This window comes from Aliirhizobium smilacinae, from assembly GCF_006335145.1.
GTDB lineage: Bacteria > Pseudomonadota > Alphaproteobacteria > Rhizobiales > Rhizobiaceae > Neorhizobium > Neorhizobium smilacinae.
This window is the reverse complement of record NZ_VDMN01000002.1, coordinates 319,450-333,995: the sequence shown is the minus strand read 5'-3', so window position 1 is coordinate 333,995 and position 14,546 is coordinate 319,450. Positions and strand designations below refer to the sequence as shown.

Genomic DNA, 14,546 nt, shown 5'->3' with positions numbered 1-14,546 from the left:
CAGCATGCCCGTCCTGCCGAGATCACCTGAAAGTATGTCGTCTATAGTCCGAATGGGTAGGATATAGGCCGTTCTTTTTCGGCTATAGTTCCGAAGTGTCGCTTGGAACGAATTTCATGGATTTCATTTTAGAATGTCGCGAGAGGGGCATGCCATGTATCGCAGCGCTCGCCGGTGGGCTTCGAGCTCACTTTGGGTGGATTCTTTAATTCCCAAATATTTGAATATTGGTGGAAATGAGAGGCCACGCAAGCCTGCAGACAGGCGCGATGACAAGGGTCAGCTTGCGACATCTGTATGGACCGCAGGTGGCAATAAGAATGCCGCAGTTGTCGAAAATTCCGACCACAATTCTACGCTGAGCGAGGATGCCGCTGAACAGCGGGCGGCACTTGTCCACGACCCTGATGCCGAGATCAATATCGACGGCACTGGCTACGCGACGTCGGCGGCGGAGACGGTTGTGCCGAGTGATGGAGTGAGGCTGATAAGCGGTGGTGCTGATGCATCCTTGTCTGCTGCCGTGCCGCAACATTTCACGTCCCAGCGGAATGCAACAGGCACGACGTTCCGGGGGCAATCGGTTCTCCATCGCACCTATACGGCAACCGCTCCAATCACCGAAGACCCTCTGGCTGCTTATCTGCCACAGAACCTGGTATCGGTAACGCCAGGCCAAGGGGCACCGCTGGATTTGAACGTTGCGGCCAGCAAGACGACCTCTTCAGGCAATGTCGTCATTCTCGATTCAACGCCGTCGGCGCAGGCGGCCGCGCATCTTGGCGGAGTTAATTCATTAGCCGTTGGCATGCCGTTCGGTGTCTGCGGATGCGGCTATCTCACGTCGCCTACACGGATGCTCGACTGGGCGCAGAAGGGAGGAATACTGCGGGAGGACGGTCAACTGCCCGGTACCCGGCTGACCCAGGCTTCGGACCATGTGGCGACATCCAGGTCGATCATGGGGGCCTCCATCAGCGATCCCCTGCTCAATCGCGACCTGTCATCGGCCTTAGACTGGCGAGGGACTGCCAGTGGGACCCAATCGAAGGTCTGGACCGGATCGTTGCCGGGCGGCGGGGAGACGGGAACAGGTCGAACCAACACCAAAGGCATTGGTTATCTCGGCGGGTCAGTCACGACAGTCACCGCAGGAAGACCGGGCACCCCTGCGGCGGTCACCGCCATCAACCCGATCGTGCTGGAGAACCAACTGCAGGGCAATCCAGAAAGCGAGTGGGGTATCGACGGTTCTGGCAGCACCAACATCGAGGGATTTGCAACCGATATCAGCGTCGACAACGGCAACACAATCAATTTCAAGATAAACACGAATTCGACGAACTATCGGATCGATATCTACCGGCTTGGTTATTACGGTGGAATGGGCGCTCGCAAGGTCGATACGCTCCAGCGTACGGGGTTGCAGACGCAGCCGACAGCGCTCCGCAATGCTGCGACCGGCACGGTGGACGCCGGAAACTGGTCAGTTTCTGCTTCTTGGGCCGTGCCCAACGATGCCGTTTCCGGCGTCTATGTCGCCAAGCTCGTGCGCCAGGATGGCACGTTCGGAGAGAACCACATTCCGTTCATCGTGCGCGATGATTCCAGCCGCAGTGACATCGTCTTCCAGACCGCCGACCAGACCTGGCAGGCCTATAATGGCTGGGGTGGAGCAAACTTCTACGGTGGAAACGGTCCTGCCACGGGGCAGGGTGCCGGACGAGCCTATGCAGTCAGCTACAACAGGCCGATCGCGACCCGCGGCGGGGTCGGCACATTCGCCGGTCCCCAGGATTATCTGTTCGGGGCAGAGTATGCCGGCATCTATTGGCTGGAACAGAACGGCTACGACGTGTCCTACATGGCGGGCGTCGATGCCGATCGTTATGGAAACCTGCTTCTCAATCACAAGATGTATCTCGATGTCGGGCACGACGAATATTGGTCCGGGCAGCAGCGGGCCAATGTCGAGGCGGCCCGCGATGCCGGCGTGAACCTGCAATTCTGGAGCGGCAACGAGGTCTATTGGCGTACCCGCTGGGGTAACAGCTACAGCAGTGACGCGACACCCTATCGTACGCTGATCTCCTACAAGGAGACCTGGGCACCCGGCAGCAGCATAGATCCCTCGAACGAGTGGACCGGAACGTTTCGCGATCCGCGCCAGAGCCCGCCCGCCATTGGTGGCGGAAGTCCGGAGAACTCGCTTACAGGGCAATTGTTCAAGGTGGACGATGTCGGTACCAATCTTGGGTCGATCACCATCCCCTATGACGATGCCAACCTGCGCGTCTGGCGCAATACGAGTGTCGCCAATCTCCAGCCGGGCCAGACGGCAACGCTGACCAAAAACTATCTCGGCTATGAATGGGACGAGGCGGTCGATAACGGTTTTGACCCCGCCGGGCTTGTTAAATTGTCGTCAACGACGCTTCCGGTTGGCACCTATCTGCTCGACTACGGCAACACGACCGGCAGTGGCGTCGCGACCCATAACCTGACGCTCTATCGGGCGCCGAGCGGGGCGCTGGTATTCGGCGCAGGTACGGTCTACTGGTCCTGGGGATTGAGCGACAATCACGACAAGGAAGTGACGCCCACGGATCCGCGCGTGCAGCAGGCAATGGTCAACCTCATGGCCGATATGGGCATTCAACCTGGCACGCTGCAATCGGGGCTGATCGCGGGCACTGCGTCCAGCGACCAGACGGCCCCCACTTCGGTCATCAACGCACCCACCAATCTGGTAATCGGAGCTGCCGTCACCCTGACTGGCACTGCCACCGATACCGGTGGCGGTGTAATCGCCGGTGTTGAAGTATCCACCGACAATGGCGCCAGCTGGCATCCAGCAACAGGCGACGAGAACTGGACATATTCCTGGACGCCGCTGACGGCCGGAACCTTTACCATCCGGTCTCGTGCGGTGGACGACAGCATCAATCTTGAAACGCCGGCGGCGGGGCGCACCGTTACGGTCAGCGGACAGAGCTACACCTCGCTGTTTTCTGCCTCGGCTACACCAGCCGTCGTCAACACCGCCGATACGTCGCCGGTCGAACTCGGGGTCCGTTTCCAGACCTCGGTGGCCGGCACGATCAGTGGCATTCGGTTCTACAAGGGCAGCCAGGACACCGGTACACATACCGGATCACTATGGAACAGCGCCGGGACGCGAATGGCGACCCTTACCTTTAACAACGAAAGCGCGAGTGGCTGGCAGACGGCCAATTTCTCCAGTCCCGTGACGCTGACGTCGGGTCAGATCTACACCGCCTCCTATCACACCAATGCCGGAAACTATTCGGCGACCACCAACTACTTCACGTCGAATATAACGAGCGGCTCGTTGACGGCGCCGGGTACCAACAACGGCGTCTACGTTTACGGCAGCGGCAACGTGGCTCCAACGCAGACCTATCAAGCGACGAACTACTGGGTCGACGTGATGTTCAATCCGTCGACGGCGACGCCCGGTAATACAGCGCCGACTGCAGTTGCCGACGCGGGCGAGGCGACCGAAAAGGGCGGTGTCGCCAATGGTTCGGGCGGCGCGAATGCCACCGGCAACGTGCTCACCAATGATACCGATCCTGATGCCGGCGATACCAAGACCGTCACGGCGGTACGTTTCGGCACCACCACCGGTACACTCGGAACCGCCCTGACCGGAACCTATGGCAGCCTCGTGCTCAATGCGGCCGGCACCTATACCTACACGATCAACGAGAACAATGCCTCCGTGCAGGCGCTGCGGCTGTCGACCACCACTTTGAGCGACGTCTTCAGTTACACGATGCGCGACACTGCCGGTGCCACTGCCGTGGCCAACCTCACCGTCACCATTCGCGGTGCCAACGACGCACCGGTGCTTGCAGCCCAGACCGCCAACCAGAATGCCACGATCGGCTCGGCCTATTCCTTCGTCCTACCGGCCAATACCTTCACTGATGTCGACAGTGGCGACACGCTCACCTACACCGCAACAGCGGCTGATGGGTCGGCGCTGCCGGGCTGGCTGAGTTTCAATGGCGCAACCCGCACGTTCAGTGGCACGCCGACGGTAGCCAGCACCTATAGCATCAGGGTCGCCGGAACCGACATTGGCGGCCTTGCCGCCAGCGAAAACTTCAACATCGTCACATCGACGACGCAGCAGCCCACCACCTACAGCCTGTTCTCCGCCTCGGCAATACCGGCCGACACCGGCCTCAATGATGGTCAGCAACTCGGGCTCGGCGTCAAATTCCAGTCGAGTGCCGTCGGACAGATTACCGGCATCAAGTTTTATCGCAGCCCTGGTGATACGGGGCAGAACGTCGTGGACCTGTGGTCCGCGACAGGCACGAGGCTGGCGACCGCCACCTTTACCAACACCGCGGCAACCGGCTGGCAGACCGTAAACCTCGCGACGCCTTATACGATCGCAGCCAACACTACCTATGTCGCATCCTACCACACGACCGGCACCTACGTGGCGACCGATGGCTTTTTCGGCAGTTCCATCACCGGCGGCCCATTGACGGCGCTTTCGAGTGCCGCTGCCGGTGGCAATGGCGTCTATGCCTATGGCGGATCCGCCGCCCTGGGCGTTTTCCCGAATAGTACCTATGACTCATCAAATTATTGGGCCGATGTCGTCTTCCGGCCGCAGCTCGCCGCGTAACGCATCAAATGGGGCAGAGCAGGGTGCAGCACGAAGCCGATACCGCGCAAACACCTCCGATGAGCAGGGACGACCGGCTGCCGGTGACCGTGCTCGCTGGGTTTCTCGGAGCAGGCAAGACGACGCTCCTCAGTCATGTGCTCACCAATCGCGAGGGGCTGCGGGTCGCCGTCATCGTCAACGATATGAGCGAGGTGAGCATAGACGCCAGCCTCATTCGCAACGGCAACTGCAACCTCTCGCATACGACGGAGACGCTGGTTGAGCTCAGCAATGGCTGCATATGTTGCACCTTGCGTGAAGATCTTCTGGCGGAGGTGCGGCACCTGGCCGAAGAGAGGCGATACGACTATCTTCTGATCGAAGGAACCGGCATTGCGGAACCGCGCCCGATCGCGGCGACGTTTTCCTTCCGGGACGAGAACGGCAGTTCACTTTCCGACTTCGCCAAACTCGACACGATGGTGACCGTTGTCGATGCTGCCAGCCTTTTTGCCGATTACAGCAGCGCCGACCTGCTCCGTGACCGTGGCCTGGAGCGCGACAGCGAGGACCAGCGGACACTGATCGATCTGCTGGTCGATCAGATCGAGTTTGCCGATATCGTCGTGATCAACAAGATCTCTGACGTGACCGAAGAGATCCGGGCAGAGGTCAGGAAGACAGTTGCTGCGCTCAATCCTGATGCACGCCAGGTGGAGGTCGACTTCGGCGAGGTCGCTCTGGCGACCATTCTCAATACCGGTCTCTTCGATGAAGAGAAGGCTGCGGCCCATCCGTTATGGCACAAGGAGCTGTACAGCCCGGGCGACCATGTACCCGAGACCGATGAATACGGGATTTCGAGCTTCGTCTATCGCACCAGGCGTCCGTTCGATCCGGAAAAATTCAGGGCGTTTCTGGACGAGACGTGGCCCGGCGTCATTCGCGCCAAAGGCCATTTCTGGCTTGCGACGCGTCCGCGTCACGTCGGGTTAATGTCAGTCGCCGGGGTGCAGCGCCGCTGCGAGCCCATGGGGCTCTGGTGGGCGGCCGTTCCCCGGCAGGACTGGCCAAGCCATCAGCAGTTTCGTCAGCATGTAGAAAGCTGGTGGGACAATGCATGGGGCGATCGCCGTCAGGAACTCGTGTTTATCGGTGTGGATATGGATGAGACCGGCATACGAGCCGGATTGGACGGATGTCTGGCCAGCTCTAATCCGCGCGGCTGGGGCAATCTCAAGGACCCGTTTCCTGCTTGGTAGAAATGTCTGTTTCCTGTTTGCCCGGCGAACTACAATCGTTATTTTCTATCTGCATTCGGGATAACAGCAAAGGCAAGCGACGCATCGGTAGGTCGCATCAGGTATGCTGCTGCCCATCTCTTTCGCATTTTTTAAGCCGAGGCAGCGAGGCGTTACGGCTCGCGCAGGGCACTATCGAGGCCTTTGATCAGCGGATACAGAATATACGAAATAATGGTGCGACGTCCTACTTTGATTTCGGCAGAGACGGTCATGCCAGGTAGCAACCTGACGGCTTCCTCCGGTGCGCGAAGGCGGGTGTCGTTGAGAGCGACCCGGGCCCTGAAGAATGGCAGGGGAGACCGCCCTGCCGTTACCTCCTGCTGGGTCGGTTCGAACGTATCTCTGCTGATAACCTTGACGCTGCCGGAAGCGGTGCCGAATTTCTGGAACGGATAGGCATCCAGCTTGATGCGGACATCCATGCCGTCGGCGATGCGGGCGATGTCGAGGGAACTGACCGATACCTCGGCTTCCAGCGGAACATCGAGGGGCACCAAGGTCACGATCGGTTCGGCGTCGCGTACGACTGAGCCGACCGAGCGCTGGGCAAGATCGAGTACCACCGCATCAGCCGGCGCCTTGAGGGTCACCATCATGCGCCGCAATTCCATCTTTTTGAGTTCCTCGGTCGCCGTATCGCGCTGATCGCGCAGTTCGACGAGCTGTTCCATTGTCGCCCTGCGAAAGTCCTCCAGAAACGCCTGTTTTTCTGCCGTCAGCTTTTTCAGCGCGTGCTCCGCTTCAGCGCTCTTGCCGCGAATGGCCGCTAGATCGGCATCGACATCGAGACGCGCGTCTCTCGCGACGAGAAGCAGAAGCAGCGAGCCGGCGTCTCTGCGGTAAAGACCCTCACGGGTGGTCTCGATCTGGCCCAGCGTGTCCAATCGGCCCTGAAGTATCCTGGCCTGGTCATTGCCGGCGGAAATCGTTGCCGACTGACCCGCAATTTGCGAGTCGTAATTCTGCACCTGCGCACGATGATAGGCATCCCTCTGTCGAAAGAGTGCGGCTTGGAGCTGCTCGTCGGACGAAGTGCCGGCCAGTGCCGGATAATCTCGCCCCGCCATTTCTGCTTCGAGCCGTTTCACCTGCGCATCGAATGCGTTGAGCCTCGATCGCTGCTGGACCACGTCGGCCTCGCTAAAAGTCGGGTCAAGCGTCGCAAGATTTTGGCCGGCATGAACGATCTCGCCGACGGTGACGTCGAGAGTGCGGATGATGGAGGTTTCCAATGGCTGGACAACCATGGTGGGCTGGCTCGTGACAAGCTTGCCCGTTGCGACAACGACCTCATCGACTTCCGATACGGAAGTCCAGAGGATTATGGCACCAATAAGTGTCGAAAGCGCATAGAGCGTCACCTTCGCTACCCGCGGCGGCGGTCGTTCTTCGAGCTCGACGGCATCCGACTGGAAGTCGATGATCACTGCCGAAAGCTGCTGCTTCGATACGAGGGCAGATCCGCGCTTCGAAATGGGAACGGGCAAGTTTTCGCCCTGAGGCGCCGGCGTCATGCCACTTGCCTCATCTGCTGTGCCCACAGGTGACGATAGGTCATGCAGCGGGATACGAGCTGATCATGCGGGCCGATATCGGCAATCTTGCCTCGTTCCAGCACGAGGATCGCGTCGGCATCGACCAACGTCGAAAGACGGTGTGAAACGATGATAACCGTACGACCTGCGGCGATCTTGCTCAGGTTTTGCCTGATGATCGCTTCGCTGTCGGGATCGAGAGCGCTGGTTGCCTCGTCGAGGATAAGCAGTTTGGGATCGGTGATCAGGGCGCGGGCGATGGCAAGACGCTGCCTCTGGCCGCCGGAAAGGTTGCTGGCATTTTCCTCCAGCATCGTGTCGAAGCCCCGCGGCAAACGTTCGATGAACTCTTCCGCACCGGCCAGTTGGGCCGCCGCGATGATCTCTTCGATTGTTGCGCCCGGCTTGGTGGCCGCGATATTGTCCCGCACGGTTCCGCGGAAGAGGAAATTGTCCTGCAGCACGACGCCTATATTCGTCCGCAAATGCACGAGATCAATCTCGCGACTGTCATAACCGTCAACGCGAATGATGCCCTGCTGGTTCTGGTAGAGACCCTGGATGAGCCGGGTTACGGTCGTCTTGCCTGAACCGCTTCTACCCACGATGCCGAACAGGGAGCCGGCCGGAATAGTAAAGGTGACATCGTCGAGCGCCGGCGCGCCATCCGGCCCGTAGCGGAACGAGATTTTGTCAAATTCAATGCGGCCGGTGAGAGCGGGGCTGATGCCTCTGCCGCGGCCGAACTGTTCCGGTCGCTGGTTCATGATCTCTCCGAGCATGCGCACAGATAAAGCGACCTCTTGGTATTCATGCACCATGGTAACGATCTGCAGCAGGGGCCCCGAAACCCGACCCGCCAGCATGTTGAACGCCACAAGGGCGCCGATCGTCATTGCGTTGTCGAACACGGCCAGCGCCCCGAGCCCGATGATGGCGACACTCATCAGCTTTTCCAGGAGCCCCGTCAGCGCCTGGGCAGCCGTGGAGATCTTGTCGACATGGAAGCGGACGGAGATGGACCGCGCCGACTGGTCGTCCCACACCTTCCTTTGACGCGGCTCGAGGGCCAGCGATTTCACTGTCCGCATTCCGTGCACGGTTTCTACCAGAAGGGCCTGGCGTTCTCCTTCCGCTTGATAAAGCGCCTGGAGCCGTCGTTGAAACGGCCCGACCAGCAAGGCCACGACAAGCGCGACAAGAGCCGTGAAGCCCAGAACAACAAGTGTCAGCTTGACGCTGTAGAGGAAAAGGATGGGCACGAAGACCAGCAGCGACAGTCCGTCCAGTAGCGTCAGGAACAGGCGACCGGTCAGGAATTCGCGAATTCGGCCAGTCTGCTGCATATGTTTTACCAACACGCCCGCCGACGCCTGCTCGAAGAGGGCAATCGGCAAAAACAGCAAATGGCCGAAGGTTCTGGTCGCGACCCGGATATCTATCCTGTTCGTCGCGTAAAGAAGGATATAGCGGCGCAGAAAGGTGAAGATCGCGTCGAAAACCAGCGCGATCGCAATTCCCACCGTCAGCACCGCCAGTGTCGCATAGCTCTGGTGAACCAGAACCTTGTCGATCACGAGCTGAAAGAACAGTGGGGTTGCAAGGCCCAGCCCATAGAGGATAATGGCCGCCAAGCCGACATCGCGAAAAAGACTGCGCTGGCGAATGATATCCGGGACGAACCAGCGAAGCCCGAACGGCTGGTCGTCGTCCATGATCCTGTATCCGCGCTTGATCAGGACGACGCTGCCGCGCCAGCGGATCGAGAACTGGTCCTCGGTCAAGATGAGGGATTCCGGCCGTTGGGCAAGCGGATCGAGAACCCGTATGGTCTCGACGCCGTCTATCGCATATGCGCCTGCGATCACGATCCAGTTGCCGTTTTCCAGCTCGGCAAGCACCGGGTAGGCTTCGCCGAGTTTGAAGAGTGAATGCCAATTCAGATTCAAACTGCGTGCACGCAGGCCCGCATCCTTCGCCATCAGAAGCAGCTGGCGTGTCGATATCGGTGCGTCTCCCACGTCGTAGTCATGCTGCAGTCGTTCAGGTGAAAGGTCGACCCCATGATGGCGGCCGACCAAGCAAAGACAGTGAAGGTTGGTGTGTATGAGCTCGCTCATGGCTTCAGTCGGGGCCTTTTGCGATTTGCCGTCAATTAAAGTTCGGCGATGTATTTGCCGACGGCGGCTCAAGAAGAGCGCCATCGCCCGCAGGCGTCACGGGAGAATTCCGCCGCAAGGCACCGGCCTCGACCAGCCCGGTCAAGGCCTTCTGCATGAGATCGACGGAATTGGCGAAAGCTTCTATCGGCATGATGACCCGCTGGCGGAGAACCGGTTCCGGGTTTCCGTTGCTGTCGCGTTTGCTGGGAGAAAGGGACGTCATGTCCAAACGGACGATTGGACCCGTTACGGTGATCTCGCTGATGCCGTCGCAATACAACTCGTCCGTCATCTCAATCCTCATCTTATGACAATTGTAGATTTGCCGGCACCGTTGCGGCCTCATCATCCTGCCCGATAAATCCCGCAGGCGGACGTCAGCAATTAGGATGGCCTGGTTCGCCGCACACCTCAAATGTGATGGGTGCGCATCAACCGAAAGACGGAGATCCTGCAGGTGGCAAGTGTGTCGGTGGCGAACATTTGTATGGGGTACCTGGCACCGTCAGGCGCAATCGTGAGCGTTCACGAGTTCGGGGCATTTCTCATCGAGCCAGTCGTTCTCTGTCGCATCTTGGCAACGCTCGCCGAAAAGCGTGCATCGGTACAGCACTGAATATGCGTGCCGAGAGCGGAGTCTGAAACCAGCATATCCCGATTTTTACTGAAAAAACATGAGGATATAAGGAAGGATTTAGAGAGCGGGAAAACTCTCGGCGGAGTTTGTCTAAATTGTAGAGGTTGCGTCACTTCCGCGACTTTCGTAGCAATCCTTAATCCCTTTTTCAGAGTGTCGATTTTCATAATGAGTATAACGACAGATCAAGTTGCTGCATTATACGCAGCCGAACATGCCAGGCTCGAACGGCAGATCTGGCGGCGTGTAGGATGCCGATCGACGGCGTGCGATCTGGTTCACGATATCTTTCTTCGACTCTGGGAAAGGGCAACCGAGCGCAGCGGGCTCGAAGCCGCCTATCTTACCCGGTGCGCGCGCAACGCGGCGATCGATCATGTCCGTGCCGAACGGCGGCGCCATGAGTTTTTCAGCCGAATTCTGCCGGAGCAATATACATCGACGCCATCTTCTCCGGATGAGGTATTAGCGGCCCGGCAGTCCATTCGCAGCATTGATGACGCCTTGGCTGCGTTGCCCAAGCAAACGCGGCACATCTTCCTTTTGAATCGGATCCACGGTAGGAGTTTTTCCGAGATCGCCGGGGTCCTCGGCATCTCGCAACGGGCGGTGGCCAAGCACATGGCACGGGCCGTCGCCGCCTGCGAGCGCGTCGCCTGACCGGTGGAACCCAACGGTGGACTTCTGGTAAGCCATGAACCCGATTGAAGGTCAGTCCCGCGGGAGAACGCACAAGGACCCTCGCGAAACTGCTAGGGAATGGTTCATCGCGTTGCTGGCAGAACCGACTGCGGCGCGACAGGCCGAGTTCGAAAGATGGTTGCAGGCGGACCCCGCGCATTTCGAGGCTTACCGCTCCGTCGAGGCGCTCTGGCATGCAATGGAAAGTCCGGGACAGCGGTTGGCCGAGCAGGAGGCAGACGAGTTGTCGGGCTACCTTGAGGCAATGGACCGGGCCAAGCGCGATCGCAAGACGACCAAGCGGCTCGGGGCGCTGGCGATCGTGATGGCTGTGCTCCTATCGGGTGCCGTATGGCTGGAACGACCGGGCCTGATCGAGGACTTTGGTGCGGATTACATAACAGAACGCGGGGAAAGGCGCAGTGTCATGCTCGCGGACGGATCCTCGGTCCTTCTCGATGCAGACAGTGCGCTGGCGGACACGTCTGTAGCGGGCGAGCGTCGCGTAAGATTGATCCGCGGCGGTGCGTTTTTTGAAGTGGAACCTTCCAAAGTGCCCTTCGTCGTGGACGCTGCGAACGGTGAGGTCCGCGTGCTGGGAACAGGCTTCGACGTTCGGCTTCTGTCCGATGGCGCCTCAGTGACGCTCGCTCATGGCAGGGTTTCCGTCACGGCCAATGGGCAATTGGAGCCGAAGGTTCTGGAGCCCGGCCAACAGGTTCATTTCGGCCCCAAGGGCATTTCGACGGTCCAGCCGGTCGAACTGGACGATGCGCTGGCATGGCGCGGCGGACGATATACGTTCTATCGCAAACGACTTGCCGACGTCGTTCAGGAGATCGGGCGGTATCGCAAGGGGCGCATCGTGATCGCAACATCGTCGCTTGCTGACGAGCTGGTTACCGGAAGTTTTTCGCTTGAAGACACTGACGAGGCGCTCTCGTCGCTTCAGGCCAGCGTCGGGTTTGGAATGCATAGCCTGGGTAGTCGTCTCACGGTGCTAGGCCCATAATTTTGCATCGTAAAATCATATAGTTAATCGATTTTCGAAAAAAATCCACGTGTCAGGGTTCAGTGATTGGCCTTCTTGTACGTGAACGCTTCAGTAGCAGGAATGACCACCGACAGGTCGTTCGTGCAAATGGGGAAGAATGTGCAGGGGTCGATCGGCATGGCGAGATATGGAGTGCGTGGAACGCGGGGCGTTCTGGTGGCGGCGTTTTTGACGGGCATGAGCAGCGGTTCAATGGCCATCGCTCAGGTGGTGGAGCAGAGCGTCTCGCGCCAGTTCGGGTTCGATATCCCGGCCAAGCCGGTGCCGCAGACCGTCAACGACATCGGGCGCATAACCGGCTTTTCGGTCGTCTTCCGGGAAACACGCAGCATCACGGTGCAGGCCCACCCGGTTCGCGGCTCGATGACCGCCGAACAGGCACTTTCCGCAGCGCTTTCCGGGACTGGCCTGTCCTACCGCTTCAGCAACGAACGAACCATACAGATCTTCGATCCGGCCGCGGCTGTCGACGGAGAAGGTACCACAGGCGATGCGACGGCGCTTCAGCCTATCGTGCTGCAGAGCGGATCCGCGATGACGGAAGGAAGCGGTTCCTATCGAGCAGAAACCGTGACCATCGGAAAGATGGAACGAAACCTCCGTGAAATCCCCAACTCGGTCTCCGTCGTCACCCGGCAGCAGATCGATGATCAGAATCTCACCAGCGTGCAAGACGTCGTTGCCGCGACGAATGGTGCCACGACGCTCAAGAACGACGAACTCAACGAGCGTACACAGATTCAGTTCAGGGGCTTTGAAGCGTCAAGTCTTCAAGTCGATGGCAGTTCGATTTCCAGCAATGCCGACGTCATGACTTTCGATACGGCGATTTATGATCGCGTCGAGGTTCTCAAGGGGCCGGCCGGCATTCTGCAGGGTGCGCGCGAGCCTGGCGGTACTGTCAACCTGGTTCGCAAGCGGGCTACCGATGAACGGCAGATCAAGATCGACGCTACGGTTGGTTCCTGGGACCGGCGCCGTATGGATGTCGATGTCAGTGGCTCGCTTAGCGTGGATGGAGGGGTACGCGGGCGTATCGTCGGCGCCTGGGACAAGGGAGTTTCATTCGTCGATCTCGTCAATCATGATCGGAAGCTGATCTACGGAACGCTGGATTTCGACATCACGGACCAGACGACGTTGACGGTAGGCGGCACCTGGCAGGAAAGCGAGGGCCGCAATTCGCGTGGTTTGCCGGCCTATGCCGACGGCAGGCTTCTGGACGTTCCGCGTTCGACTTTCGCGGGAGCGGACTGGAACCATAGCAAGACCAAGTCGACCGACGTCTTTGCCAAGCTTCAGCACGAGTTCGATGGTGGAGCGATCCTGAACGTCAATACCAGCTATCTCGACCGCATTCGCGACGGCAGGCTGGCCTGGGTCGATGGCGCCGTCGATCCGGCGACCGGAATGACGCAACTTGTACCGGAGCATCGCATCGATCGGGAAAACAACTTCAATTTCGATACATCGGTCGCCCTGCCATTCGATGTCGGTGGTCTGGAGCAGAAAGTGCTCGTCGGCACGGACTATTACCGGTCCAGCGAGGAAATGGACCAGGGGCGCGCTGCCAAGGTTCCCTTCGACATCTATGATCCGGATTACAGCTTTCCCGAACCGGACATGCCGTTCACCAAGTTCGAGGGTGTGAAGAGCAGCCAATACGGACTTTACGGGCAGGCGCAGATCAAGCCGGTGGAATGGGGCACGATCATCGCCGGCGGGCGCCTGAGCTGGTGGGAAAGTCGCTCATCCAATCGGGCGACCGGAGAGGAAACCTCAAGCGCCTCCATCGACAGCGAATTCACGCCCTATCTGGCTGGCATCATCGATATCTCCGACACGACATCGGTCTACGCGTCCTACGCCTCGATCTTCGTACCCCAGGATGCCGTCACCTTCGATAACCAGGTCATCGATCCGCGCGAAGGCAAGCAATACGAGATCGGCGTCAAGACCGAGCTGTTCGACGGTGCGGCCAATGCCAGCCTCGCACTCTTCCAGATCGAGGACCAGAACCGGGCAGTCGAGGATATTTACTATCCGGGCTCTTCGATCGCGACAGGCAAGGCCCGCAGCCGCGGCATCGAGGCGGAGATCAGCGGCGAGTTGCTGCCATCCTGGGAGGTGACGGCTGGTTACACCTACCTCGCCAGCAACTATCTGAATGATGCCGACAAAGGTGATGCGGTATTCGAGCCCCGGTCTCCGAGGCATTCATTGCGCCTGTGGAACAAGTATACGTTCGATACGGGAAAGCTTGAGGGGCTGAGCATCGGCGGCGGTATCCGGGCCTTCAGCGGCGTCTATTACATGGATGGCGATACCCGTTTCAGTCAGGGAGGCTATGCCGTCGCCGATCTGCAACTCGCTTACAAGTTCAACGAACATCTTCGCGCGAGCCTGACCGTCAGCAACATTTTCGACAAAAGTTATTACCAGTCGATCTGGAACGCCAGGCGCCAGAACTATTATGGCGAACCCCGCGCCGTGACATTCAAGCTTTCCTCGACCTTCTAGGG

At 59.2% G+C, this 14,546-nt stretch carries 8 protein-coding genes; 5 read left to right on the top strand and 3 right to left on the bottom strand.

Annotation, left to right across the window (positions count from 1 at the left end):
- Positions 1–154 precede the first annotated feature (154 nt).
- The gene (locus FHP24_RS12395) at positions 155–4,669 is read left to right on the top strand and encodes a N,N-dimethylformamidase beta subunit family domain-containing protein (RefSeq protein WP_139676504.1); all 4,515 of its coding nucleotides are present in this window, start codon (positions 155–157) and stop codon (positions 4,667–4,669) included.
- 59 nt (positions 4,670–4,728) lie between these two features.
- The gene (locus FHP24_RS12390; RefSeq protein ID WP_139676503.1) at positions 4,729–5,913 is read left to right on the top strand and encodes a GTP-binding protein; all 1,185 of its coding nucleotides are present in this window, start codon (positions 4,729–4,731) and stop codon (positions 5,911–5,913) included.
- A gap of 152 nt (positions 5,914–6,065) precedes the next feature.
- Here the strand turns inward: FHP24_RS12390 and FHP24_RS12385 are convergent, their stop codons facing one another.
- The 3 genes from FHP24_RS12385 to FHP24_RS12375 are packed head-to-tail and all read right to left on the bottom strand — an operon-like array spanning position 6,066 to position 9,944.
- Complete coding sequence (locus FHP24_RS12385; protein ID WP_139676502.1) at positions 6,066–7,469, bottom strand: HlyD family type I secretion periplasmic adaptor subunit; 1,404 nt, start codon at positions 7,467–7,469, stop codon at positions 6,066–6,068.
- Positions 7,466–9,610: a peptidase domain-containing ABC transporter gene (locus FHP24_RS12380; protein ID WP_139676501.1), complete on the bottom strand. Its 2,145-nt coding sequence runs from the start codon at positions 9,608–9,610 to the stop codon at positions 7,466–7,468. Before FHP24_RS12380 ends, FHP24_RS12385 begins: the two co-directional genes overlap by 4 nt.
- A 31-nt stretch (positions 9,611–9,641) precedes the next feature.
- Positions 9,642–9,944: a hypothetical protein gene (locus FHP24_RS12375; RefSeq protein ID WP_139676500.1), complete on the bottom strand. Its 303-nt coding sequence runs from the start codon at positions 9,942–9,944 to the stop codon at positions 9,642–9,644.
- Between the two features lie 513 nt (positions 9,945–10,457).
- Here FHP24_RS12375 and FHP24_RS12370 point away from each other — a divergent pair.
- The 3 genes from FHP24_RS12370 (at position 10,458) to FHP24_RS12360 (ending at position 14,544) form a co-directional block, all read left to right on the top strand.
- Positions 10,458–10,949 (top strand): RNA polymerase sigma factor, encoded by a 492-nt coding sequence (locus tag FHP24_RS12370; RefSeq protein WP_210237828.1) that lies wholly within the window; start codon positions 10,458–10,460, stop codon positions 10,947–10,949.
- A 34-nt stretch (positions 10,950–10,983) separates the two neighbouring features.
- Positions 10,984–11,982 (top strand): FecR family protein, encoded by a 999-nt coding sequence (locus FHP24_RS12365; RefSeq protein WP_139676499.1) that lies wholly within the window; start codon positions 10,984–10,986, stop codon positions 11,980–11,982.
- 159 nt (positions 11,983–12,141) lie between these two features.
- Positions 12,142–14,544 (top strand): TonB-dependent siderophore receptor, encoded by a 2,403-nt coding sequence (locus tag FHP24_RS12360; RefSeq protein ID WP_180355983.1) that lies wholly within the window; start codon positions 12,142–12,144, stop codon positions 14,542–14,544.
- Positions 14,545–14,546: the final 2 nt, after the last annotated feature.